This is a genomic window from Sphingomonas sp. F9_3S_D5_B_2 (assembly GCF_054263715.1).
The window spans coordinates 337,515-362,306 of the sequence record NZ_JBSZFB010000003.1 but is presented as its reverse complement, the minus strand read 5'-3'; the positions used below and the strand labels follow the sequence as shown (position 1 = coordinate 362,306).

Annotated in this window: 22 protein-coding genes; 16 read left to right on the top strand and 6 right to left on the bottom strand. The window is 65.4% G+C overall.

What is annotated here, in order from left to right:
• Window positions 1-19: 19 nt before the first annotated feature.
• The 3 genes from ACUXST_RS10465 (at window position 20) to tilS (ending at window position 2,941) form a co-directional block, all read left to right on the top strand.
• On the top strand, window positions 20-949 hold the full coding sequence (locus ACUXST_RS10465) for a RodZ domain-containing protein (protein WP_458389914.1): 930 nt from the start codon (window positions 20-22) through the stop codon (window positions 947-949).
• A 69-nt stretch (window positions 950-1,018) separates the two neighbouring features.
• Window positions 1,019-1,954 (top strand): tetratricopeptide repeat protein, encoded by a 936-nt coding sequence (locus ACUXST_RS10460; RefSeq protein ID WP_458389913.1) that lies wholly within the window; start codon window positions 1,019-1,021, stop codon window positions 1,952-1,954.
• A 36-nt stretch (window positions 1,955-1,990) separates the two neighbouring features.
• On the top strand, window positions 1,991-2,941 hold the full coding sequence (tilS, locus tag ACUXST_RS10455; RefSeq protein ID WP_458389912.1) for a tRNA lysidine(34) synthetase TilS: 951 nt from the start codon (window positions 1,991-1,993) through the stop codon (window positions 2,939-2,941).
• Here tilS and ACUXST_RS10450 read toward each other — a convergent pair.
• Window positions 2,938-3,558: an acetate uptake transporter gene (locus tag ACUXST_RS10450; RefSeq protein WP_458389911.1), complete on the bottom strand. Its 621-nt coding sequence runs from the start codon at window positions 3,556-3,558 to the stop codon at window positions 2,938-2,940. The two genes, tilS and ACUXST_RS10450, sit on opposite strands and share 4 nt — an antisense overlap.
• A gap of 277 nt (window positions 3,559-3,835) precedes the next feature.
• Between ACUXST_RS10450 and ACUXST_RS10445 the strand changes: the two genes are divergently transcribed.
• From ACUXST_RS10445 to ACUXST_RS10420, 6 genes are all read left to right on the top strand, one after another.
• Window positions 3,836-4,051: a hypothetical protein gene (locus ACUXST_RS10445; RefSeq protein WP_458389910.1), complete on the top strand. Its 216-nt coding sequence runs from the start codon at window positions 3,836-3,838 to the stop codon at window positions 4,049-4,051.
• A gap of 102 nt (window positions 4,052-4,153) precedes the next feature.
• A complete protein-coding gene (locus tag ACUXST_RS10440; RefSeq protein WP_458389909.1) occupies window positions 4,154-4,561 on the top strand; it encodes a PilZ domain-containing protein in 408 nt (135 codons plus the stop codon).
• A gap of 161 nt (window positions 4,562-4,722) precedes the next feature.
• Window positions 4,723-4,974: a hypothetical protein gene (locus ACUXST_RS10435; protein ID WP_458390050.1), complete on the top strand. Its 252-nt coding sequence runs from the start codon at window positions 4,723-4,725 to the stop codon at window positions 4,972-4,974.
• 162 nt (window positions 4,975-5,136) lie between these two features.
• Complete coding sequence (locus tag ACUXST_RS10430) at window positions 5,137-5,982, top strand: hypothetical protein (protein ID WP_458389908.1); 846 nt, start codon at window positions 5,137-5,139, stop codon at window positions 5,980-5,982.
• A 43-nt stretch (window positions 5,983-6,025) separates the two neighbouring features.
• Complete coding sequence (locus ACUXST_RS10425; protein WP_458389907.1) at window positions 6,026-6,943, top strand: ABC transporter ATP-binding protein; 918 nt, start codon at window positions 6,026-6,028, stop codon at window positions 6,941-6,943.
• Window positions 6,940-8,433: an ABC transporter permease gene (locus ACUXST_RS10420; protein WP_458389906.1), complete on the top strand. Its 1,494-nt coding sequence runs from the start codon at window positions 6,940-6,942 to the stop codon at window positions 8,431-8,433. Before ACUXST_RS10425 ends, ACUXST_RS10420 begins: the two co-directional genes overlap by 4 nt.
• A gap of 12 nt (window positions 8,434-8,445) precedes the next feature.
• Here ACUXST_RS10420 and ACUXST_RS10415 read toward each other — a convergent pair whose 3' ends face one another.
• Together ACUXST_RS10415 and ACUXST_RS10410 are read right to left on the bottom strand one after the other, a co-directional pair.
• Window positions 8,446-12,042: a M1 family aminopeptidase gene (locus ACUXST_RS10415; protein WP_458389905.1), complete on the bottom strand. Its 3,597-nt coding sequence runs from the start codon at window positions 12,040-12,042 to the stop codon at window positions 8,446-8,448.
• Between the two features lie 12 nt (window positions 12,043-12,054).
• Window positions 12,055-12,930: an ABC transporter ATP-binding protein gene (locus tag ACUXST_RS10410; protein ID WP_458389904.1), complete on the bottom strand. Its 876-nt coding sequence runs from the start codon at window positions 12,928-12,930 to the stop codon at window positions 12,055-12,057.
• Window positions 12,931-13,109: 179 nt separating this feature from the next.
• Here ACUXST_RS10410 and ftsH point away from each other — a divergent pair, with 179 nt between their 5' ends.
• The 3 genes from ftsH to ACUXST_RS10395 all read left to right on the top strand — a co-directional run bounded on the left by ftsH (window position 13,110) and on the right by ACUXST_RS10395 (window position 17,426).
• A complete protein-coding gene (gene ftsH / locus ACUXST_RS10405) occupies window positions 13,110-15,065 on the top strand; it encodes an ATP-dependent zinc metalloprotease FtsH (RefSeq protein ID WP_458389903.1) in 1,956 nt (651 codons plus the stop codon).
• A 64-nt stretch (window positions 15,066-15,129) separates the two neighbouring features.
• Entirely contained in the window at window positions 15,130-16,233 is a 1,104-nt protein-coding gene (locus ACUXST_RS10400) for a fatty acid desaturase family protein (RefSeq protein ID WP_458389902.1), read from the top strand.
• A 47-nt stretch (window positions 16,234-16,280) separates the two neighbouring features.
• The gene (locus ACUXST_RS10395; protein ID WP_458389901.1) at window positions 16,281-17,426 is read left to right on the top strand and encodes an N-acetyltransferase; all 1,146 of its coding nucleotides are present in this window, start codon (window positions 16,281-16,283) and stop codon (window positions 17,424-17,426) included.
• Between the two features lie 490 nt (window positions 17,427-17,916).
• Here ACUXST_RS10395 and xth read toward each other — a convergent pair whose 3' ends face one another.
• Genes xth through ACUXST_RS10380 form a run of 3 tightly spaced genes read right to left on the bottom strand, consistent with a single transcriptional unit; the run spans window position 17,917 to window position 20,031 of the window.
• Window positions 17,917-18,693, bottom strand: coding sequence for an exodeoxyribonuclease III (gene xth, locus ACUXST_RS10390; protein WP_458389900.1), 777 nt, complete (start codon window positions 18,691-18,693; stop codon window positions 17,917-17,919).
• Window positions 18,694-18,716: 23 nt separating this feature from the next.
• Complete coding sequence (gene erpA / locus ACUXST_RS10385) at window positions 18,717-19,049, bottom strand: iron-sulfur cluster insertion protein ErpA (protein ID WP_458389899.1); 333 nt, start codon at window positions 19,047-19,049, stop codon at window positions 18,717-18,719.
• A gap of 37 nt (window positions 19,050-19,086) precedes the next feature.
• Complete coding sequence (locus ACUXST_RS10380; protein WP_458389898.1) at window positions 19,087-20,031, bottom strand: M23 family metallopeptidase; 945 nt, start codon at window positions 20,029-20,031, stop codon at window positions 19,087-19,089.
• Between the two features lie 350 nt (window positions 20,032-20,381).
• On the opposite strand from ACUXST_RS10380, the gene ACUXST_RS10375 reads away from it, so the two are divergent.
• The 4 genes from ACUXST_RS10375 (at window position 20,382) to ACUXST_RS10360 (ending at window position 24,784) form a co-directional block, all read left to right on the top strand.
• Window positions 20,382-21,551, top strand: a complete 1,170-nt coding sequence (locus tag ACUXST_RS10375) for a phosphoserine transaminase (protein WP_458389897.1) — start codon at window positions 20,382-20,384, stop codon at window positions 21,549-21,551.
• Window positions 21,552-21,616: 65 nt separating this feature from the next.
• Window positions 21,617-23,206, top strand: a complete 1,590-nt coding sequence (gene serA / locus ACUXST_RS10370) for a phosphoglycerate dehydrogenase (protein WP_458389896.1) — start codon at window positions 21,617-21,619, stop codon at window positions 23,204-23,206.
• 2 nt (window positions 23,207-23,208) lie between these two features.
• The gene (gene nrtS, locus ACUXST_RS10365; protein ID WP_458389895.1) at window positions 23,209-23,433 is read left to right on the top strand and encodes a nitrate/nitrite transporter NrtS; all 225 of its coding nucleotides are present in this window, start codon (window positions 23,209-23,211) and stop codon (window positions 23,431-23,433) included.
• A 61-nt stretch (window positions 23,434-23,494) separates the two neighbouring features.
• Window positions 23,495-24,784 carry an adenylosuccinate synthase gene (locus tag ACUXST_RS10360; RefSeq protein WP_458389894.1) on the top strand — a complete coding sequence of 430 codons (1,290 nt, stop codon included), beginning with the start codon at window positions 23,495-23,497 and terminating at the stop codon, window positions 24,782-24,784.
• The last annotated feature ends 8 nt before the right edge of the window (window positions 24,785-24,792 follow it).

Here is a 24,792-nt window from a genome sequence, read left to right as displayed (position 1 = left end):
GGGAGTATAAGGCGAACGCATGGACGAACTCGACGCGACGGAACTGCCAACGGTCGGCGAGCGCCTGCGTGCGGCCCGCGAGGAAAAGGGTCTCAGTCTGGAAGACGTTGCCGCCCAGACCCGCATCCCGCGCCGCCATCTCGAGAGTCTGGAGCAAGCGGACTGGGACAACCTCCCGGCTCCGACCTACACGATGGGTTTCGCCAAGAGCTATGCCTCTGCGGTCAATCTCGACCGGACCGAGGTCGGTGAGCAGCTCCGAACAGAGATGGGCGGAACTGGCGCTCCGGCGACAGCGACGGAAGTGTTCGAGCCTGCCGACCCCGCACGGACGATGCCGCGCTGGCTCGTCCTCGCGGCGGTCGCTGCGGTGATACTCGTCGTTGCCGTGATGAGCTGGCTAAGCAATCGTTCGCTCGACCAGGGCAATGACACGGACGCACCGGCTGCCACCGCGCCTGCCGGTGAAGCGCCCGCCCAAACACCCGCGGCTCAACCGGCGGCGCCCCAGGGGCCCGTCGTGCTTTCAGCAACCGAGCCGGTCTGGCTCTCGATCAAGGATGCCGGCACCGTTCTCAAGCAAGGCATCCTGCAGCCCGGTGAAACATTCCCGGTGCCGGCGACCGCCACTGCGCCAACCCTGACCACGGCAAAGGCCGAAGGGCTCAGGATTACTGTCGGCAGCGCGGTCGCTCCGCAGATTGGCCCGCCCGCGACCAAGCTCAGCAAGGTCAGCCTCCTGCCCGCCGACCTCATGAAGACCGCGCAGGCGACGCCGTCGGCGGCGCCAACGGCTGCACCTCCAGCGCCTGCGCAGCTACGACCGCCGCCGGTTCGAGCCCGCCGAGCAGCGCCGCCCGCCGCTCGACGCGTCACCCCTCCGCCCGCGGAACCGGCGCCGGCGCCCGCTCCGCAAGCGGACACAGCGACGACCAACGCGGGACAGTAGGATTCATCGCCGGGAAAGCCGGCAACGGGCAAAGTTTCGCGGCACGAGCAGCGTGGGGACCATAAGCCAGTGAACCAATCATACCGGACCGCCGCGCTTGCGGCTTGCGCCAGCCTTGCGCTGATGCCTGCGGCGGCGCTTGCCCAACGCCAGCAGGCTTCTCCGGAGCAACGGATCGACCGTCTGGAACGGCAGATCGATCAGATGCAGCGGCAGGTCTTCCCGCGCGGTCGCCCGGCCGACACGGCAGGCTTCTCGACGGAGCCTGCCGCGACCCAGTCGTCCGTCGTCACGCTCGACCAGCGCCTCAACGCGCTTGAGCGGCAGATGACGGATCTGCTCCGCCAGTCCGAAGAGAATGGGCATCGGCTGCAGTCGCTTGAGGGTGACATCAGCAAGATCCGCGCCGACTCGGACCAGCGGATCGGCGCGCTCGAGCAGCGCATCGCCGAGACGCCGCCTGCGCCGATCGCGGCCCCGGTGACTGCCCCCGCCAACGATCCGCCAGCCGCAAGAACGCCGGTGCGCGGCAAGCCTTCGGCGGGAACTCCAAAGCCGACACCTGCTGCAGCTTCCGACGCCCCCGCACCTGCGGAAGGCTCAGCCACTGCGGTCGATGCAGGCGAAGACGCGTATACGGCTGGCTTCCACCAGTGGGAGGCCGGCCAGTATGACCAGGCGATCGCGTCGCTGAAGGCCTTTACCGCCGCTTATCCCAAGCACCGCCGGGTCAGCTACGCGAACAACCTGATCGGCCGTGCGATGCTCGATAACGGCGATCCCCGGAGCGCTGCCGAAGTGCTTCTCGCCAACTACCGCAACAATCCGCGCGGTGAGCGGGCGCAGGACAGCCTCTACTACCTCGGCCAGTCGCTGGTGAAGCTCGGCCAACCCGGGCAGGCGTGCAAAGCCTATGCCGAGCTTGAGTCCGTTTACGGATCCAAAGTCCGTCCGGACCTTCAGAAGATGCTCACGAGCGCCAAATCGCAGGCACAATGCAGCTGATGTGCTAAGAAGCTCGGGATGGTTCCCGAGCTACCCTTGATCGACCGTTTCACGAGGGATCTCGATGCGCTTGCACCGGGATCCGCTCGCCTCGGCATCGCCGTTTCGGGAGGATCCGACAGCCTCGCGTTGCTGTTGCTCGCGGCAGCTGCGAGACCGGGGCTAATCGAGGCCGCCACCGTCGACCATCACCTTCGCGACGGAAGCCGCGCCGAAGCGCTCGCGGTTGGCGCCCTCTGCGGACGTCTCGGAGTTCCGCACACGGTGCTCACGGCGGAATGGCCCGACCAGCCGAACACTGCCATCCAGGAACGCGCCCGCATCGAGCGCTATCGCCTGCTTGCCGACTGGGCGCGCGCCGGTCGGTTCGCTGCCGTCCTCACCGGCCATCATGCGGACGACCAGGCTGAGACGATGTTGATGCGCCTCAACCGCGGCGCTGGAGTGAAGGGGCTGCGCGGGATGCGGCCTAGATCGAGGCTGCCCGGCTCCAGGCTGCAGCTGTTGCGCCCGCTGCTGGCGTGGCGGCGATCCGAACTCGAGCGGGTGTGCGCGGCTGCGGGCGTGGAGCCGATGGAAGATCCAAGCAACAGTGATCAGCGCTTTGAACGGGCGCGGATTCGCAGCGGGCTTGCAGTCGCCGACTGGCTCGACCCGGCGGCTCTCGCGTCCAGTGCAGCACACCTTGCTGCAGCCAATGAGGCAATCGACTGGGCCGTCGATCAGGAATGGAGCCGGGCGGTTTCAGAACGCTCGGGAAAGATCTGTTACGCGCCGGAGGACGCCCCAACCGAGATCATCCGACGCATCGTCGCTCGCGCTATCACGAATCTGGCTCACGAGGGCGCCGATGAGCCATTGCGGGCTCGAGAGCTGGAGCCCCTGCTCTCGACCCTTCGCGACGGCGGCCAGACCACGCTGCGTGGTGTGCTTTGCATCGGTGGCCCCGAGTGGCGGTTCGCCGCGGCACCTCCCCGCAATTACTAGTCGCCGAGGATCGGGCGCTCTCCGACAGGCAGGACTGAGCGGCCGAAAGTCGTATTCGTGACGATCGCGAAGCTGCCGTACATGGCGAGCGCTCCGCACACGAGCCCGAGCCAGCCGCCGGCGTGTCCCAGCTCCGGCTTGCCAAGAATCGCGCCCAGACCGAGCAGCGCGAACGTGATCCACAAGGTCAGGAAGATAAGGAACAGGATCTTTGAAAGCCGGAATGTGCTGATCCACAGGTAGAGGGTCAGGACGCCCCACAGCAGCAGGGCGACGCCCACGGTCGGCCCGGCGTTCGAGATGTCGATCCAGTTATTGTGAGCGAACAGCAGCAGCAGTCCGAACCACCACCAGAATGCGCCGTAGCTAAGGAAGGCCGTCATCCCGAACGTGTTCCCAAGCCGGAACTCGAACGCGCCCGCAAAGATCTGCATCAGGCCACCGAAGGCAAGCGCGAGCGGGATTACCACCCCTTCGCCGCCCGCCGGAAGCACTCCGGCGTTGACGAGGCTCAACAGGACCGTCGTTAGGCCGAACGCCACGAGCCCCAAAGCCGCCGGATTGGCGGCGGGAACCACAATCGCCTTGTCTTCTGGCATCACCACGTCTTCTGGCATCACCACTCCACATTTTGCGGGCGCGAAAAAGCTCCACGGCCTAGGGAAGTGTTGCACCATCGCTGCGGATCGCCAAGCCCACCGCGCGGAGCATCGAAGCGGATCTTCAATCTTTTTGACACATTGCGGACTGCCGACCCTGTGCTAGCCGGCGCCGCCCGCTCGCCCCGGCGGACGAGTTCGACAGAAGAATGCGGAGACAATCGTCATTACACGTTCGAAGACAATCCTGCTGTGGTGCGCCCTTGGCTTCGCCGTCGCTGCTGCGCTGACCCGAATGGCCGTCGAGTCCATCGAGACGCGCTACCAGATCATCGGCTTCTGGTTCCTGGCTGTGATCGTGCAGTTGCTTGCCCGCCACACCTCGCGGGTCCGCCTTGGCGCCTCGGCGCTCATCCTGAACGGTGGGGCCGCGACGATCGCGATGATGGCGACCAAGTTCGCGATCGAAGGGTTTCCACCCGTCGTGGATAAGGCGCTGACTGCACTTTAGCGGAAGCCGCAGCTGCGTCCGATTGTGGGACAGCACGTGGAGTGCGATTACGGCGCCTGGCGCCGAATGGTATGCCCGATCTCCAGTCAACGGAGATCGCACGTGGCCCCTGACGATACCGACAGACGTGAAACGCACCGCGCATCCGTGATGCTTACAGCCTTGGTCGATTGCGCCGCTGCCTCAAGAGCGATGACCCTCCGCAACCTGTCACCACGCGGCGCGTGCGTCGAAGGCGGCGTGCTTCCCGAGCAGGGCGCGTCCGTCTCGTTCAAGCGCAATGGCATCCGCGCCCGCAGCCGGGTTGCCTGGGTCTCCGGCACGCGCTGTGGCCTCGAATTCGTCGACGACCTCAACTTGCAAGCGGCGCTTCGGGCCGTTCCGCAGCTCAGAACTGGCGGAATGCACCTGATCGGGCGCCCGGGCCTCAAGAGCCGGCCGTTGACGGAAAACGAGCGCACCACGATGGAAACCCGGGCTGTGCGCGGCATCCACGTCGAAGCCGGCTGACACACCCATGCGCATCAGCGATGGGGCCCAACCTCCTGCCACTTCGCTCCGCGCCGGCCTTAACATTTCCTGCACCGATACGATGATAATCTTGCGCTACGAAGGGATTGACCTTGCAACGCGAGCAGCAGGATTGGATCGGCCGGTCAGCGCGGCGTCGTGTGCACCTCACCGGTGTGGCGCGGCGCGATGACGGCCGCAGCTTCCGTGTTCTCGTCACGGACCTCGGCTACGAGGGTTGCAAGCTGTTCTGCGAAGAACCCCTGGACAAGGGAGAGGTCGTCAGCCTCGTCGTTGCCGGCATGGGCAACATCGACGCCCAAGTCAGGTGGGCCGCACACGACCGGGCCGGCCTTTCCTTCCTTCTCGGTCAATCGGTGCACGAAGCCCGAAGAAGCCGCCTCGGAATCTAAACGGCCGGATCGGGGCGCCGCCGATCGGTGGCTGCACTTCTCCGTTGAAAACAATGCAATTGTTTGTCGCGCGCTGCCCGAACTTCCGCTAGGCCTAACGCAGATCATCAAGAGCAATCGAAACCATTGCGCTGCGGTTGCCGCTGAGGAGATGCCCAGACCATGACCGAGGCCGACACGAGGCCCGGAGCGGAGAGGTTGCCATGGCTCGGCAACGAAGCAGTCGCTCCTGACCACCACAGCCTGGGGCGGTTCGCCGCCTGGTTCATCCCGGCCGCGCTGGTTATCAGCGGCGGCGCATATGTGCTCCTCGCCGAAGACGAACCCAACCAGCAGCCTCCACAACAGGTGACCCCGGCGCTCAGCACGACAGTCGCCCTCCCGCCAGCACAGACATCGACGTCGAAGCGCGTTGCGAAGTCGCGAGTGGCTCATACTTCCACCTCCGCTCCCGCGACCGCCTCAAGTGCCCCCGTCCCGCAGTCGGCGCACGCAGTGAACCGGATCTCGACACCGAAGGTCGCCCCGCCGGTGACCTTGGCGGGCGGCGAATGCGAGTGCCGCAGCAAGGCGTCTGCCAGGCAGAAGACTGTCGTGGCAGCGAAGTCGCCTGCACCGGCACAGGCCAAAGTCGCCGCTCCCGCACGCGTGGCGGTTCAGGCCGCGCCGCGGCTACCCGGCCGTTATTATCTCCGGCCAACGGCGGCGCTGCCGCAACCCCGGTTCGGGTCGCAAAAGCGCGGCGGCGCCGTCCAGTTCGGCGCCTTCGTCGGCATGCAGGGCGCGCAGGCGACGTGGCGCCAGATCGAGCGCGCCTATCCGCCGATCAACCAGTTCCACGCATCGGTGATCGAAAACCGCGACTGGAATGGCCAGCGATTCAATCAATTCCAGATCGAAACCGCGTCACAGGCCGACTCGGAGATGCTGTGCCAGTCGCTTGCGCGCTACAAATTCCGCTGCACGGTGATGGCGCTGCCGCTCCGGCCCGCGAGTTTCGCCCGCTGATCGGCGCCACTGCCGCCCACTTACCCGACGTGCGTCACACAAGATGAGCGCACTGGCCCTGGAGCGCGTCACGAAGCGCTTCGACCAGACGGTCGCCGTCGACGACCTGAGCTTCGCCGTCGCGCCCGGCACCGTGTTCGGCTTCCTCGGCGGCAACGGCGCCGGCAAGACGACTTCTCTGCGCATGGTGCTCGACATCATCCGCCCGACTGAAGGGCGGATCGAAGTTCTCGGGCGGGCCCCCGGCCGTGCGAGCGCGCCGGATATCGGCTTCCTTCCCGAAGAGCGCGGGCTGTACCGCCAGATGACGGCGCTCGATACGATTGCCTACTTCGGCCGGCTGAAGGGCATGTCCGCAGGCGACGCCCGCCGCGAGGGGGCGTCGCTGCTCGACCGCTTTGGCCTTGCTGCGAACTCGCGGTCGACCGTCGACAAGCTGTCGAAGGGGATGGCGCAGAAGGTCCAGCTTGCCACCGCACTCGTCAACCGCCCGCGCCTGCTGATCCTCGACGAACCCTTCTCCGGCCTTGATCCCGTCAATCAGGGGCTGCTCGAAGACGAGATCCGACGCACTTCTGCAGCCGGAGCGACCGTCGTCTTCTCGACGCACGTGATGCAGCACGCCGAGCGCCTGTGCGACCGGCTGCTGCTCCTCGCTCGTGGCGGCAAGCAGTTCGAAGGCACGCTCGACGAGGCCCGCGGGCTGCTGCCGCCGCGCTTGGCCGTGGTCGCCCGTCAGGATCCCTCGAACATCGAAGGGGTCGACTCTGCCCATGACCGCGGGGCCGCAGAGCAGGGCTGGCGGCAATGGGACGTGCGCCTCGCGGCGGGGGTGCTTCCCGGCGATGTTCTCGAACGCTGCGTTGCGCAGCAATTCCCGCTCCGGCGTTTCGAACAGGTGCACGCGAGCCTGCACGACGTCTTCGTGCACATCGTCGGCGCACCGGAGGCGGCGAATTGAAAAACATCCGAATCGTCGCCGCCCGCGAATTCCGCCAGATCGCCAGCATGCGCAGCTTCTGGCTGACGCTCCTGATCATACCCTTGTCTGTCGCGATCGGTGGATTCGTGCCGCAGCTCGTCGGCAACGACGAAGCGGCACGCGTCATGGTGATCGACCGCGCCGGTGGAGGCGAGGCTCGTGCGATCTCCCAGCGCCTTGATCTCGAGCGCAACCGGAGGGTGCTTACCGAGCTGTCACGCTACGTTCAGCGTCATCATCTTGAGCGCGCGAACCCCGGCGCGCTGTGGGCGCAGCACGACCGCTGGTACGCCGACGCCGATGTCGAGCAGTTCGTTGCGAGCGGCGGAGCCGACCGGGCTCAAGCCGAGATCGCGCGGGTAAAGCCGAAGGCTACTCCGAACTTCGAAGCATCCAAGCCGGACTATGAGGTGGTGCCGGTGCCTGCCGAGCTGGCGACCGTGCCGGATGGCGGGCTCGATTCTGCGTTGAAGACGGTCCTTAAGCCGGAGGGCAAGGGTGCGAAGCCGGTCGACTACGTCGTTCTCGTTCCTGCCAGTTTCGGCCCAAGTCCGCTTGTCCGGCTGTGGGCGAACCGGCAGCCGTCGCCGGCGTTCGTGCAAACCGTTCAGGATGTGCTGACCCGCGACCTGCGCACCCGTTTCCTAACCGGCCAGGGCGTTCCGCCGGCCGCCGCCCAGAACGCGAGCAGCATCACCCCGGCGCTCGCAATCTCCACGCCACCGCCCGGGGGTGGCGCCCGCGAATCCATGCTCGTCCGCTCGATCCTGCCGCTTGCCGCCGCCTATCTGCTGATGATGAGCCTGATGCTGTCGGGTAGCTGGATGCTGCAGGGGACCGTGGAAGAGCGCTCCAACAAGCTCCTCGAAACCGTGCTCGCCTGCGTGAGCCCGCAGGAGCTCATGTACGGCAAGCTGCTCGGCACTGCTGGTGTGGGCCTGTTCATGATCGCCGTGTGGGTCGGCTGCGGCGTCTTCGCTGCGTATGCCACCCATGGCGCGATCGCCGACTTGATCCGGCCCGCGCTGGAGCCGCTGACCTCGCCCGGCTCGATCATCGCCATGATCTATTTCTTCGTGGTCGGCTACGTGACCATCGGCATCCTGTTCCTCGCCATCGGCGGCATGAGCGACTCCATGCGGGACGCTCAAGGCTATCTAATGCCGGTCCTCCTCGTGATCCTGCTACCCATCTCCATCCTCATGCAGGCCGTGATCGGGGGGAACAGCGGCGGCGTGCTAATGGAAGTTCTCACCTGGGTGCCGATCTGGACACCGTTCGCGGTGCTCGCGCGGCTGGGCATGGGAATGCCCACCTGGGAGGTCGTCGCGACGGGGGTTACGCTTGGGGCCTTCACCTGGGCCGAGCTCGTCCTTGTCGGACGTCTTTTCCGCGCAAGCCTGCTCGCCCAAGGACAGCGACCGAAGCTCGCCGAGGTCGTCTCACGAATGCGCACCGTCCAGGGCTGAGCGGCCGCGATTTCAGCGAGCGGTGACGCTCTTCAGATTGTCGTCGCTGTTTCGGTCCACGTAGAAATTGTACGGGTCGACGCCAGCGAACAGCGGCTTCACTCGCGTGTGAAGCTTGATGACCTGGCGCCCGCTGTGGACCGGCTGCCGCTCCATGACGATGACGTCCTTCGCCGAGAACTCACCAATCCCAGGCCGAGCCGTGAACAGGCCGATTTCGATCGGTTCGTTAAGCGGAGCCTTGGTCTCGACACCCTTTCCGCTGGCATGGAACTTGTCGGCGGCAATGGTCATCGTCGTCGTCCAGCCGGCAGCGTCCTTGCGTGTCACCGCGTCCGCCACCTTGAGGTCGTACAACGTGATCCGCTCGAAGAGGTCGGTGATCAGCTGCTGCTGTTTCGCCGTCTTCGCTTCCTTGCGGAATTCCTCGATGAGGTCGATCGAGCGGGGATACGGCACATCCCTGAAACGGAACCGTGCATCGAACCGGGCGAGCGCGTGGTTCACCGCCGCCTCGCCGAGCCGCTCTTGAAGCAGGTACATGACGACTGCACCCTTGCGGTAATGGATGTAGGCCTGGTTCTCGACGCGCTCGAGCGGGACTTCCTCGACCGCTTCGGCCTTTCGGTTGGTCAGGTAATTGTCGAGCTCATACTTGAGAAAGCGCCGGATTTTGTCCGGCCCGTACATGTGCTTCATCATCATCAGCGCGGAATATTGAGCGAGCGTCTCGCTCAGCATCGTGCCGCCCTGCATGTCGGCGCCGATCACCTGGTGCGCCCAGTATTGGTGCGCCATTTCATGGGAGACGACATAGGTCGTGAAGTCGATCTTGGTGGGATCGTTGGTGTTCGCGTTGAAGCCGATTGTCTCCGAATAGGGCATCGTTCCGGCGAAGGCTTGGGCGAAGCTGTTGTAGCCGGGGAATTCGATGATTCGTGCGTAACTGAACTGATATGGCCCGAAGTTGGCACGATAATAGTCGAGCGACGCCGCCATCGCCCGCAACATCTTCGCCACGTTCCAGTCGTGGCCCGGGTTGTAGAACACCGACAGCCTGAGGCCGTTGTGCATCTCGGAAGCGTCACGATAGCGGGCGGACTGGATCGAGAAGAAATTGAGGATCGGCGCGGTGCTGATGAAATGGGCCTGCCGCCGACCCTGCCCGCTCACGTCCAGAACCCGGCTGCCTGGGGCGATCGGCGTCTGATCCGCGTCCGTCGTCAGGCGGATGTCGGACATCACCCAGTCCGAGCCGATGTAGTTCCTGTTGGTCGCGGCCAGGTTCTCGAGCTTGGCCGGCCGCAGTTCCGCAGGAAGGTGCTGGCGACGGCGGTGCGAGCGGTCGGTCAGCAGGTCGTTCCTGTCCATGCCGATGATCGGCGCAAACGTGAAATTGTTTGCGAAGGTGCCGTTCTCGAGGATGTCTGTCGCTGGCCGCGAGGCTCGGAAGCCGCGCCGCCAGACGCGCGAGCGGAAGGTCAGGCTGGTCTTGGCGCCCGGCGCGAGCGGCTGGTCGAAGCGGTAGATGCGGTAGCCGAACTTGGTGTCGTCGCTGGCGAGGTGGGCGCCTGCAACGTCGAGCTTCAGCCACTCTGTCCCCTGGTTGCCCTTGCGGACGTGGATCTCGCCGATCGGCGTACTGGTCTTGTTGACGAGATCGTAGCGGCCATCGGTGATCAGCAAGCGCTGCCTGGGCATCAGGTGCACGTCCAGCGTGACCCTGGTGAGCGCCGGCTGCGGCAGCTTCTCGTACTTGAGATATTTGCGCTCGTAGTCGGCGCTGAACTTCTCGGCCTCATCGCTGGTCTGGTACCGGTTGAGGACCTTGATGTTGTAATAGGCGTAGGCGCCGGTCGCGGCCATCGCGGTAGCTGCAACACCGACGATCGCGATGAGGGCCGTCGACGCTGCTGCAGGAGCGCGCCGCAGACGGGTCTTCAGCCCGAGGTCGGTCCCCCGCGGCCACAGCAAGTGGGAGGCGGCCGCAAGCATCACGGCGAAACACAGCCAGTAGAACTGGAAGGTCGCAGCGCCCTTCCAGAAGCCGCCGGTGCCCACGAAGTCGCTTAGCGGCACGTCCGGCGAGCGCTCGTAGGTGTACAGCGGGTTTCCGTAGCCCATGTTGTTGAGGAAAATCCCGCTGACGAACCAGATGAGCAGGATGACCCAGCCCACATATTTGTTCGGGCTGAGAACCTGAAAGAACACTGCCAGAATCGCGAACAACAGGTTGTCGATCGCGGCCGGGACAATGAACCAGGCGACATATTCCGGAATGCCCAACGCCCGGGCACCCTCGACCAGCTGGTAGAACATCCCGGTTAACGCCGCGGCTACGTTGACGATCAGCAACACCAGGAAGATGGCCAGCATCTTCGGCACCGTCATCACCCAGCTCGGCACGGCGGTGGAGTCGATGAGTTCGTTGACCTTGCGGTCGCGCTCTCGCCACACGAGCTCGCCACCGTAGAAGGCGGCGATCATCAGCAGGAATATTGCGGAGCCGCCCTGCACGCCGGTGATCGTTGCGGCCAAGGTGGGATGGTCGGACGTTCCGTATTCCGACCGTGCGATCCACAGGGTCACCGCCGTGAATGCGACCGCGAGCAGGGTCAGCACGATGAGCCCGGGGCTCGTCAGAACCTGCCGGACTTCGACGCGCAGCCTCGTGGTGAATTGAGTCCAGCGCGAGGGGTTCGCCTCGCGGGCGAGGATGGCCTCTCCGCCTGTCGCCGGTGTGGCTGAAGCGATCCGCGCTTCCCGTGACTGCCGCCTGGCCAGCTTGCGCAGCCTGCGCCGCGATGGCGCGCGCTCCGTCATCGTGAACCGCCATAGCGTGAAGCCGAGGAACAGCAGGCCGAGAACGACAGCCCAGATGCGGTTGAACAGCAGGTTGCCTGCGAGATCCACCAGCCGCGAGTTCATCTCGCTTTGGGTCCAGTAGCGCGTCGTTTCCTGGAGGGCGCCCGTGCCGATCGGTTCCCATCGGGCGAACGTCGGCCGCAGCTCGATATTCTGCACGATGATGTTGCTGGTGACGAGATAGCCCATGACGAGGACGATCGCGCCGATGTATGCCGCCATCATCGAGCGCAGCACGGTCGCGAGCGCGAACAGGACCGCGCTCATCAGGAAGATGTTCGGCACCGCGAAAACGGCGAAGTTCCACGCATAATAAGTGAGCTTCTGCGGCCCCACCGTCTCCGGATCGACCCATGGCATTGCCGATCCGATCGACATCCCGATCGGAAGTGCGAGATAGCCGAGCCAGGCGATCACCAGTCCGCCGATGAAACGTCCCGCAACGATCTGCGTCTTCGTCACCGCCGTTGCCCGGACGATAGGCGCAAAACCGCTGCTCTCATCCCGGACGATCGCGTTGGCGACGAACGCAGTGATGACGAACAGGTAGAAGAGTGAAAAGACGGCCGTCGCGACGGCGATCGCGTAGGGCGCATTTTCGTGGACGGCGCCGGGGGTGCCGATGCGAACGTTCTCGCTGGCCGTGATTCCGAAGCCCATCAGGAAGAAGATGAAGGCAGCGACCCAGAACACCGGGTTGCGCAGCTGATAGCGGATTTCGAAGCCGCTGATCCCGAAGATCATGACAGCGCCCCCTCAGGCCGCGCGGCGGAGCGTGGACAGGGTCGAGAAGTAGACGTCCTCGAGGCTGCCTTCGACGGGCTCGAAGCCGTCTGGCTTTTGGTCCGCCAACACGTGGATGATCGACTGGCCGGCGAACAGCCGGGTCGAAATCACCTCAAAGCGGCCCTGGTGATCTTCGAGCTGGCCGCGATCGATGACCTTCTTCCAGATCTTGCCGCGGGTGGCGCCGATCAGGTCGGCCGGCTTGCCCTGGAGCTGCACCCGGCCATTCGCCAGGACCGCCATCAGCGGGCAGAGGTCGGCCACGTCGTCGACGATGTGGGTCGACAGGATGACCACGACATTGTCGCCGATGCCTGCAAGCAGGTTGAGGAACCGGTTGCGCTCCTCCGGATCGAGGCCTGCAGTTGGCTCGTCGACGATGATCAACTCGGGGTTGCCGATGAGCGCCTGGGCGATTCCGAACCGCTGCCGCATCCCGCCCGAAAAGCCGGCGATCGCCTTGTTCCGCACGGCCCAGAGGTTGGTCTGGTTCAGTAGCGTCTCGACCACGCTCTTGCGCTCACCCTTGCCGGTGATGCCCTTCAGCACGGCCATCTGGTCGAGCATGCTGTAGGCCGACACTCGCGGATAGACACCGAAGTCCTGCGGCAGATAGCCGAGCGTGCGGCGAAGCCGCTCCGGATCCGCTAGCACGTCGATTTCGCCGAACCGAATGCTTCCCGCCGTCGGCTGCTGAAGTGTGGCAACTGTCCGCATCAGGGTGGATTTGCCGGCACCATTCGGCCCCAGCAGCCCGAACATGCCGCGCGGAATGGACAGGCTGACGTCGTCCAGCGCCACTGTCCCGTTCGCATAAGTGTGCGATAGATTGGCGATCTCGAGCATGGTCCCCCCTGTCGGCTCTGCGTTAGCTAACGCTTGGCGCTCCGCAGTCCCAATCAATCTTCGATGAACGGACAGACGGCGGCGCCTGCGCGTTCACCTTCCCCTAAGCCCGCATTGTTATTGAAGTGGATGAGCCTATTTTAGGTGCTGGCCGTTTGGGCCTTCGGAAAACGGACACGATGAACGACAAGGAAAAGAAGCCCGGGAACCCCTGGACGAAGAGCCTGCTGATCTGGGTCGGCATCCTCTTCGCGCTGGTGCTGTTCGTGCAGGTCATCGAGGGCGGCTCGCGCGCTTCGACAGGTCAGGCAATGGCCTATTCCGAGTTCGTTCGTCAGGTCGACGAGGGCAACGTCAAGACGGTCTCCATGTCGACGAGCACCAGCGGCAACAGCGATATCGCCGGCAAGCTCGACAGCGGCGAGGATTTCCACACCGTTGCCCCGGCCGGCTCGAAAATCGCCGACCACATGATCGAAAAGGGCGTCGGCGTTCAGGTCAAGGCGGACGAGCAGGGCAGCATCTGGCTGTACATGCTCTACAATTCGCTGCCCTTCCTGCTGATGATCGGCATCGCGTTCTTCGTGATGCGCCAGATGCAGAAGAACGCCGGCTCGGGCGCAATGGGCTTCGGCAAGAGCCGCGCGCGCATGCTTACCCAGAAAGAAGGCCGTGTGACCTTCGCCGACGTCGCCGGCATCGACGAAGCGCGCGAGGAACTTCAGGAGATCGTTGAATACCTCAAGGATCCGGGCAAGTTCGCCCGCCTCGGCGGCAAGATCCCCAAGGGTGCGCTCCTGGTCGGCCCTCCGGGTACCGGCAAGACGCTTCTCGCCCGCGCCATCGCAGGTGAGGCCGGCGTCCCCTTCTTCACCATCTCCGGTTCGGATTTCGTCGAGATGTTCGTCGGCGTCGGCGCCAGCCGCGTCCGCGACATGTTCGACCAGGCCAAGAAGAGTGCGCCCTGCATCGTCTTCATCGACGAAATCGACGCCGTCGGACGGCATCGTGGCGCCGGCCTCGGCAACGGCAATGACGAGCGCGAGCAGACCCTCAACCAGCTGCTGGTCGAGATGGACGGCTTCGAAGCCAACGAAGGCATCATCATCATTGCCGCCACCAACCGTCCCGACGTGCTCGATCCGGCGCTCCTGCGCCCGGGCCGCTTCGACCGCCAGGTCGTCGTCCCGCGCCCCGACATCGACGGCCGCGAGCAGATCCTTGCCGTCCACATGAAAAAGGTGCCGCTGGCGCCGGACGTCGACGCGCGCGTCATCGCGCGTGGGACGCCGGGCTTCTCGGGCGCCGACCTGGCCAACCTCGTCAACGAGGCCGCGCTGCTCGCTGCCCGCAAGGGCAAGCGCCTGGTCGCGATGCACGAGTTCGAGGAGGCAAAGGACAAGGTGATGATGGGCACCGAGCGAAAGTCCATGGTCATGACCGAGGACGAGAAGCGCATGACCGCCTATCACGAGGCCGGCCACGCCATCGTCGCTCTGCACGAACCGGCGTCCGACCCGATCCACAAGGCGACGATCATCCCCCGCGGCCGTGCGCTCGGCATGGTGATGCGCCTGCCGGAACGGGACAGCTACAGCTATCACCGCGACAAGATGTACGCGAACCTCGCCGTCGCGATGGGCGGCCGCGTCGCCGAGGAAGTGATCTTCGGTTACGACAAGGTGTCCTCGGGCGCCTCGTCCGATATCCAGTACGCGACCCAGCTCGCACGCGACATGGTTACCCGCTGGGGCATGTCCGATGCGCTCGGGCCGCTCCAGTACGCCGAGCCTGATGAAGAGGTTTTCCTCGGTTATTCGATGAACCGCGCGCGCCAGATGTCGAACGAGACCGCCCAGGCGATCGACAAGGAAATCCGCAAGATCGTCGAGGACGGCTACGAACGCGCGAAGCATCTGCTTGACGAGCACCGGGACGAGCTCGAAACGCTCGCCCAGGCGATGCTCGAGTTCGAGACGCTGAGCGGCGACGAGATCAAGAAGGTGCTTGCGGGCGAGACCATCGACCGCGGCGGCACCAAGGGCCCGTCGCTGCCTGCTGCCGGTTCATCGATCCCGAAGGCCAAGCGGCCGAGGGCCGGCGCCATCGGCGGGGCCGCTCCGGCCGGAGCGTGATCGCCCGCCTGGCGCCATCATGACGCCACGATCCGGTGCAAAGATTGAGTGTGGACAACCACTTATGAGCGACACGGCAATTCTTCGGCGCGATTCCGCGGCCGCTGGCGCAACGGCGAAGCCGAGTGCGGCGGCGCGTCCGAAGGATGATGCGGCGATGCTCAAGGCCGCCGCCAACCTGACGCGCGACCTCAACGTGCCGAGCGCGCGCATCTACTGGGCGGACATGCTCGGCTCCGCGCTGATCGGCTATGCTGGGCTGTTCTCGGCAATGCTGGTGCGTTCGACGCCGCTGGCGCTGCTCGCGGCGGTCGTCGCAGTCCTGGCGCTCTATCGCGCCGGCTCGTTCATCCACGAGCTCACGCATATCAAGAAGGGTGCCGTGCGCGGCTTCCGCCTCGCGTGGAACGTGATCGTCGGCGTGCCGCTGCTGGTGCCGTCCTTCATGTACGAAGGCGTGCACAACCAGCATCACGCGAAAACCTACTACGGGACCGCCAACGACCCCGAATACCTGCCGCTGGCGCTGATGAAGCCGTGGACGCTGCCGGTCTTCCTGGTCGCCGCCGCTCTGGCGCCGATCGGCATGCTGATCCGCTTCGCGATACTGGCGCCGCTCTCGTTGCTGTCGCCGCGGCTGCGCACCGTCGTCGTGCAGCGCTATTCGGGTCTGCAGATCAACCCCTCCTTCCGCCGCCCGGCGCCCGAAGGGGAATTTGCCCGCGACTGGCGCTGGCAGGAAACGGCCTGCAGTCTGTGGGCCATCGCCCTTCTTGCGATGACGGCAACCGGCGTCATCCCGATTCGCGACTTCCTGATCTTCCTCGGCATTGCTGCCGGCGTCATGTTCCTCAACCAGATCCGCACGCTTGTCGCCCATCTCTGGGAGAATGACGGCGAACCGATGAGCGTCACGGCGCAATATCTCGACAGCGTCAATGTGCCGCCGCCGTCTACACTGCCCGCTCTGTGGGCGCCGGTGGGCCTGCGCTACCACGCGCTTCACCACCTGTTGCCGGGTTTGCCCTATCATGCCCTGGGCGAAGCGCACCGCCGCCTCTGCCGCGAGCTCGACCGCCAGTCGATCTATCACCACTCCAGCCATCGCGGCCTGTCGCCGCTGGTCGGACGTCTGGCCGCGAGCAGCTGGCGCGGTTCAAGGCGCTGAAGCAAGGTTCACTGGCTTAGGCTGGTATCTGCCGCTAGCTCTTCGCCATGAGCTCCGCGCCCCTGACAATCCTCCCCGTCGCCAGCAAGGCCGGCCGCAAGTCGTTCGTCGACTTCGCGTGGGAGGTGTACAAGAACGACCCCGCCTGGATCCCGCCGCTGAAGGACGAGGTTCACGGGCTGATCACGCCGGGCAAGAACCCCTGGTTCGAGCATGCCAAGGCCCAGCTCTGGCTTGCCGAGCGCGGCGGCAAGGTGGTCGGCCGGATCAGTGCCCAGGTCGACGATCTCGTGCAGGAGCACATGGGCGCCGGCATCGGCAATTGGGGCATGTTCGAAGCCCTCGACGGCGAAGCTGCTGCCGCTTTGATCGCCACTGCCGAACAATGGCTGCGGGAGCAGGGGATGACCCGTTCGCTCGGTCCGATCAGCCTGTCCATCTGGGACGAGCCGGGCCTCGAAATCGAAGGGTTCGCGGAGGCTCCGACCGTCATGATGGGCCACCACAAACCTGAGTACCAGGCGTGGATCGAAGCGGCCGGCTACTCCAAGGCCAAGGACCTGCTGACCTACGAAGTCGACATCGCCCACTGGTCGGACGCTAAGATCGATCGCCTGATCGCGGCCGGCGAGCGGAACAAGCGCATCCGCATCCGCGAGGTCGACAAATCCAGGTTTGCAGAGGAAGTGCAGGTCATCCTCAACCTGCTGAATGACGCCTGGTCTAACAATTGGGGCTACGTCCCGCTGACCGAGTCCGAGATCGCCTACGCGGGCAAGAAGCTGAAGCCGATTATCTACAAGGAGCTGGTGAGGATCGCCGAGTACGACGGTGAGCCCGTCGCGTTCATGCTGACGCTCCCCGACATCAACGAGTTCATCAAGGACCTGAACGGCGACCTGTTCCCGTTCGGCTGGGCCAAGCTTCTCTGGCGCCTCCGCAAGCCGCGTCCGAAGCGCGCGCGGGTGCCGTTGATGGGCGTCGCCCGCAAGCTCCACCACAGCCTGCTCGCGACCCAGCTCGCCTTCATGCTCATCGAGTTCACCCGCCGTGATTGCGTCGGCAAGTTCGGGATCGAAATCGGCGAGTTCGGCTGGATCCTCGAGGACAACAAAGGAATGGTCTCGATCGCCGAGCTACCCGCGGCGCGCGTCAACCACCGCTATCGGGTTTTCGAGAAGGCGTTGGTTTGAAGGGGCTGACGGGGACTGACTGCGCCTGTTCATCTCGCGTACTGGGGCGCTTCGCGCCCCTGCGTTGACAAAGGCAGTCAAAACAGGATCAAATCGCAACTGTTATTGCACGACGCGGGACTACATGATGCGTAACTCACCGCGACTGTTTCAGGGCGCGATCCTGCTTCAAGCTCTCGCGCTCGCCGCCTGCCAGACTGAACCCGGCGGGCAAGTGGCGTCTGCCGCCCCGAACGCAGGGGCACCAGCGGAGAAAAAGGTGTGCCGCGACATGATGACCACGGGCTCCATAGGTTTCAGGTACATCTGTCATACCCGCTCCGAGTGGGCTCAGCTCGACGGCCAGGGTTCCTCCGTGAAGCAGTCAGACATGCCGAGCACGTTCATGCCGCATGCCAACGCGCCGGGTACTCGCTGACGCAATCAGCACGCGCGAGTTGCCGCGACGGCGTCATCCAGCTGAAGCGGATGGCACATTAGCAACGAATGCTCAGTCGGACAGCTCAACCCAGGTTGGCGCGTGGTCGCTGGCTTTCTCCTCGCCACGCGCCCAGCGGTCGACACCGGCCCCCCGCAACCGGTCGGTCGCTTCCGGCGAGCAGAGCAGGTGATCGAGCCGGAAGCCGAGGTCGCGCTGCCAGCAACCGGCGGTGTAGTCCCAGAAGGTGTAGAGCTTAGGCTCGTCAGGGTGCACGGCGCGGAGGGCATCGGTCCAGCCCTGGTTGACGATGCGGCGCCAGAGCTGGCGCGCTTCCGGCTGCATGACCGCATCATGCTGGGTCGCTCGCACGGAGAAAACGTCGCGGTCCTCCGGAACGACGTTCCAGTCCCCGCAGAGGATGACCGGCCGCTCCAGCGTCAGAAGCTCGGCGGCGTGGGCGCACAGCCGCTCCATCCACCGCAGCTTGTAGTCGAACTTCTCGGTGCCGACCGGATTGCCGTTGGGGAGGTAAATCGAACCGACGATAACGCCCCCGACCTCGGCCTCTATGTAGCGGCTGTGGGTGTCGTCCGGATCGCCGGGAAGCCCGACGCGGCGGAGCGCAGGCGTGTCGCCGCGCATCAGGATTGCAACCCCGTTGAAGCCCTTCTGGCCGTGCCAGACGGCGTTGTAGCCCGTCGCCTCGATATCGCCGATCGGCAGCGATTCGTGGGCGCACTTCAGCTCCTGAAGGCACACCACGTTCGGCTTCTCGCGATCGAGCCATTCGAGTAGGCGCGGAAGCCGCGCACGGATCCCATTGAGATTGTAGGTGGCGAGCTTCATGGAGCCGCCCTAGCGGCTCGGCGCTAGACCGAGAAGCTCGATCCGCAGCCGCAGCCGGACTGGGCGTTCGGGTTCGTCACCTTGAACGCCGCACCGCCGAGGTCCTCGACGAAATCTACGGCGGAGCCCTTCACCAGTTCGAGGCTGAAAGGATCGACGACGAGGCGCACGCCGTCGGTTGTCGCGACTGCGTCTTCGGCGTCGGGGGCATCCGCTAGTTCGAACTTGTAGGTGAAGCCGGCGCAGCCGCCGCCATCGACGGCCAGGCGAAGAATTGCCGGCTTGGACTGGCGCTGCGCAATCGCCGCAACGCGCCGCGCCGCGCTTTGCGTCAGGCTGATCTGGGCATCGGTCACGCGATAGAGATAGGAAGCGCCCTTGGGGCCAGCAAGTTTACTTGCCGCCGCCGGCCGGTCCACCGATCGCAACGTCCATCGGCGCCGCGTTGGCGCGGTGCTGCATGGCGATCACGTAGTCGGTGGATTTCATGAACGGGATCGGGTTCACCGGGCGCCCGTCGATCCGCACTTCATAGTGAAGGTGATTACCCGTCGAACGGCCCGTCGAGCCCATCCGGCCGACCTGCATGCCGCGGGTGATGTGCTGGCCGGGGCTGACGAGGATTGCCGACATGTGGCCGTAGCGGGTTGTGATGCCGCGGCCGTGGTCGATCTCGACCAGATTGCCATAGCCGCCGCTGTTCCAGCCGGCGCGGAGCACGGTGCCCTCGGCGGTGGCGTAGATCGGCGTGCCATAGGAGCCGGCGAGGTCGATGCCAGGGTGCATGGCCGCACCGGCGTGGAACGGATCGGCGCGGACGCCGAAACCGCTGGTGAAGCTGACGTTGGTCTTGACCGGCTTGTCGGACGGAATTGCGATGACGCCGTCCTGCAGGTTGTCGAGCTTCTTCCAGCTGTTGAACAGGGCCTTGAAGGTCGGATTGCCGACGCTCTCGAACGGGCCGCCCTGGGCCTCGTGTCCCGACTGGACAGGAATGAAACCGAGACGGCGCAGCGTCGCGTCGTCAACCTTCTCGTTGGAAAGTGCGGCGGCCAGCGCGAGCTGGCGCTCCTCGACAGCAGCGACGCGGCGGTCGGTCTCGGCAGCCAGCTTGGCGATTTCGGCCGAATAGCGGCCGGCGTGGACCTTCGCCGCTGCGGCGGGCGTCATGAAACGGGCAGTGGCGTAGCTGGACCAGCCAACAAGAGCGGCCAGAACAATGAAGAAGACGGCCTGCACCGGAGCAGACAGGCGGAAGCGACGCAGCTTCGAACCGTCATGGACGAAGAGATCGCGGTCGCGAAACAATGTGCCCGTAACTGCCAACACTTGGCTCATACTTCGTCCGCTCCAAAGCTCCCGCCCCGCGCGATGCGCGGCGACTGTCCCATCGATTTGCAGGAGCTCCCCAGCCCCGACGCCAATAACGCGATTGCCCATCGCGACCGGCGAAGTGGAGACTGTCCGGAGATGGTTAAGGAATTCAACTCCAAGTGGCACTAGTCGGGACGAGCCGTCCGCTCGGCGGGGTGAACCGTTCAACACTGCTACTGATCGTGGAACTTCACAGTCGTTCCGGCGCCAATGAGAATCTTTCGCCGCGCCTTGCGGGTGCCGCAATCGCCCTTACAAACGGCGCCGGGCCACGCCGTCCCAACGCGGCGCGTGCTCTCTGTGAGGAGAGTCCAATGAGTGACGTTACCGAAGCGGGCGCGGTTGTGCGCCCGGCAAAACCAGATACCCGCCCTGCCAGGCCGAATTTCTCGTCCGGCCCTTGCGCGAAGCCGCCGGGCTGGGCTCCCGACAAACTCGACACCCGCGTGCTTGGCCGTTCTCACCGTGGAGCGCTCGGCAAGGCGCGCCTGCAGGACGCCATAGAGCGCAGTCATGCCCTGCTTGGCCTGCCCGCCGACTACAAGCTCGGCATCGTCCCCGCATCCGACACCGGCGCCATGGAAATGGCGATCTGGTCACTGCTCGGGCCGCGGCCGGTCACCATGCTGGCGTGGGAAAGCTTCGGTGAGGGCTGGGTCAGCGATGTCGCCAAGCAGCTCAAGCTCAATGCCGAAGTCCGCACCGCCGACTACGGGCAGATCGCCAAGCTCGACGGGATGGATCCGGCGAATGACGTCGTCTTCACCTGGAACGGCACCACCAGCGGCGTTCGCGTGCCCGATGCCCGCTTCATCTCCGAGGATCGCACCGGCCTCAGCATTTGCGACGCCACGTCGGGTGCCTTCGCGCAGGATATCGACTGGTCCAAAGTCGATGTCGGCACTTTCAGCTGGCAGAAGGCGCTTGGCGGCGAGGCAGCGCACGGGATGCTCGTGCTAAGCCCGCGTGCGGTTGAGCGGCTCGAGAGCCAGCCGGCGCCGCGGCCGCTGCCGAAGATCTTCCGGCTGACCAAAGGCGGCAAGCTGATCGACGGCATTTTCAAGGGCGAGACGATCAACACGCCCTCGATGCTCGCCGCCGAAGACTGGCTGTTCGCGCTCGACTGGGCCGAGCGGATCGGCGGGCTGCAAGCGCTCATCGCCCGCGCCGATGCCAACGCAGCCGCGCTCGACAGCTGGGTGCAGCGTGCAGAGTGGATCGAGCATCTCGCGACCGACTCGGCCATCCGATCGAACACGTCAGTATGCCTGCAGTTCGCCGACCGGTCGGACGTCGAAGCCAACAAGGCTCGCCAGAAGGCACTGACCAAGCTGCTCGAGCAGGAAAACGCCGCCTACGACATCGGCGCCTATCGCGATGCTCCGCCGGGGCTGCGCATCTGGTGCGGAGCGACGGTCGACACCGCCGATATCGAGGCGCTCGGCCCGTGGCTCGACTGGGCCTGGGAACAGACGCGCCCCTGACCCGCGCCGCGCAAGCGGACAGCCAATCCAAACAACGCGAGCCCGCATCAGCGGACGAGGTAAATATGACGGACCAGATCAAAGTTCTCATCGCCGACAAGATGGACCCGAGGGCCGCGGCGGTATTCCGCGAGCGCGGCATCGCCGTGGACGAGAAGCCGGGTCTTGGCCCCGACGAACTCAAGGCCATCGTCCACGATTATGACGGTATCGCCGCGCGCAGCTCGGCGCGGATCACGGCTCCCATCATGGACGCCGCGCTGCCGCGCCTCAAGGTGATCGGCCGCGCCGGCATCGGTGTCGACACCATCGACGTGCCCGCAGCTTCCGCGCGTGGCATCGTTGTCATGAACACGCCGTTCGGCAACTCGATCACCACCGCCGAGCACGCGATTGCCATGCTGTTCGCACTCGCCCGCGAGATCCCGCAGGCGGACCAGTCCACCCAGTCCGGCAAGTGGGAAAAGAACCGCTTCATGGGCGTCGAGCTTGCCGGCAAGACCCTGGGCCTCATCGGCTGCGGCAATATCGGCTCGATCGTCGCCGACCGTGCCCACGGCCTCAAGATGAAGGTGGCGGCCTACGACCCGTTCCTGTCGCCGGAACGCGCCGTCGAGCTTGGGGTCGACAAGGTCGAACTCGACGAGCTGCTCGCTCGCGCAGACTTCATCAGCCTGCATACGCCGCTGACCGACCAGACTCGCGGCATTCTCAGCCGTGAGGCGCTGGCCAAAACGAAGAACGGCGTCCGCATCGTCAATTGTGCGCGCGGCGGCTTGATCGACGAAGCGGCGTTGAAGGAGGGCCTCGACTCCGGTCACATCGCCGGCGCGGCGCTCGACGTTTTTGCGCAGGAGCCCGCGAAAGAAAACGCACTGTTCGGCACCCCGGGCCTGATCTGCACGCCGCACCTTGGCGCGTCGACCACGGAAGCGCAGGTCAATGTCGCGATCCAGGTCGCTGAGCAGATGAGCGACTTCCTGCTGCTCGGCGGAATCATCAATGCGGTCAACGTCCCGTCGCTGTCTGCCGAGGAAGCGCCGCGGCTGAAACCGTACATGGGCCTCGCCGAGAAGCTCGGCCGCTTGATCGGGCAAATCGCCGGGACCGAGATCCGCTCCATTGACGTCGAGGTCGAAGGGGCGGCCGCCGAGCTCAACATCAAGCCGATCACGGGCGCAGTCCTGGCGGGCGTGATGCGGACCTGGTCGGACACAGTGAACATGGTCAACGCCCCGCATCTGGCGAAGGAGCGCGGGCTGCCGGTGCGCGAAATTCGCAGCGAGGGCGAGGGTGACTACCACACGCTTGTCGCCGTGACGGTCGGAACCGAGCACGGTCCTCGGCGGGTCGAAGGCACGCTGTTCGGCAACCGCGCGCCGCGCCTCGTTAAGATCTTCGGCATCCCGGTAGAGGCGGAGCTCGCCGGCCAGATGATCTACATCGTCAACACCGACGCGCCCGGCTTCATCGGCGCGCTCGGCACCGCGCTGGGCCGCCACGGCCTCAACATCGCGACGTTCAACCTCGGCCGCCGTGCCGAGAAGGGCGAAGCGATCGCACTGGTCGCCGTCGACGACCCGATCACCACCGAAGTCACGCGCGAGTTGCAGAGCCTGCCCGGCGTTCTCCAGGTCGTCCCGCTGAGCTTCTGACCATGGCGTCGCAACGGCAAGCGCTTGCCCGCACCTTCGCGGCAGGATCGGTGCGCCGATCCCTTGCCGTTGCGGCGATCATCGGCACGGTCCTGAACGCAATCAACCAAGGGCCAGAGATCCTGACAGGTCACTGGCCGGTGTGGTGGAAACTGATCCTGACCTATCTCGTGCCGTTCGCCGTGGCCAGCTACGGCAGCTACGCCGCCTTCCGCAGCGCCGACTGAACTGGACGGCTGCAGCCCTTCACCTTAGAGCCCGCGCGAACCTCGCAGCAGGAAACGGCAATTGGGCAACGTCACCGTCATCGGCGCGCAATGGGGCGACGAGGGCAAGGGCAAGATCGTCGACTGGCTCGCCAGTCGCGCCGACATGGTCGTCCGCTTCCAGGGCGGGCACAACGCCGGCCATACGCTCGTCGTCGGCGAGCAGACCTACAAGCTGTCGCTGCTTCCGAGCGGGATCGTCCGCGGCACGCCGTCGGTGATCGGCAACGGGGTCGTGCTCGATCCGTGGGCCCTCAAGGCCGAGGTCGAAAAGATCGCTGCGCAGGGCATCGACGTGACGCCCGACGTGCTCATGGTTGCCGAGACCTGCCCGCTCATCCTGCCGATCCATCGCGACCTCGACGCGCTTCGCGAAGATGCGTCCGGCGCCGGCAAGATCGGCACCACCCGGCGCGGCATCGGCCCCGCGTACGAGGACAAGGTCGGCCGCCGCTCGGTCCGGTTGTGCGATCTCGCCCGTCTCGACGACATCGGTCCGCAGCTCGATCGTCTCTGCGCCCACCACGATGCCCTGCGCGCCGGCTTCAACGAGCCGCCGGTCGACCGCGAGCGCCTCCTCGGCGACCTGCGCGACATCGCGGATTTCGTGCTGCCCTTCGCTCGGCCGGTGTGGCGGGACCTCGACGCTGCGCTTCAGCGCGGCCGCCGCATTCTCTTCGAAGGCGCCCAGGGCGTTCTGCTGGACGTTGATCACGGCACGTACCCGTTCGTCACGTCGTCCAACACGGTTGCGGGGCAGACCGGCCCCGGCAGCGGCATCGGGCCGCGCGGCGCCGGCTTCGTGCTCGGCATCACCAAGGCCTACACAACCCGCGTCGGCTCCGGTCCCTTCCCGACCGAGCAGGACAATGAAGTCGGCCAGAAGCTGGGCGAGCGCGGACACGAGTTCGGCACGGTCACGGGCCGCCGCCGCCGCTGCGGCTGGTTCGACGCGGTGCTCGTCCGCCAGGCAGTTGCAGTCAGCGGCGTGACGGGGATCGCGCTAACGAAGCTTGACGTGCTCGACGGCTTCGAGACGGTGAAGATCTGCACCGGCTACCGGATCGACGGGCACGAGTTCGACTATCTGCCGCCGCACGCCGCCGACCAGTTCCGCGTCGAGCCAATCTACGAAGAAGTCGAAGGCTGGCCCGGCACCACCCGCGGTGCACGCAGCTGGGCCGACCTGCCGGCCCGCGCCATTAAATACGTCCGCCGCGTCGAAGAACTGATCCGCTGCCCCGTTGCACTCGTCAGCACCTCACCGGAGCGCGAGGACACGATCCTGGTCCGGGATCCGTTCGCGGGTTGATGTCCGGG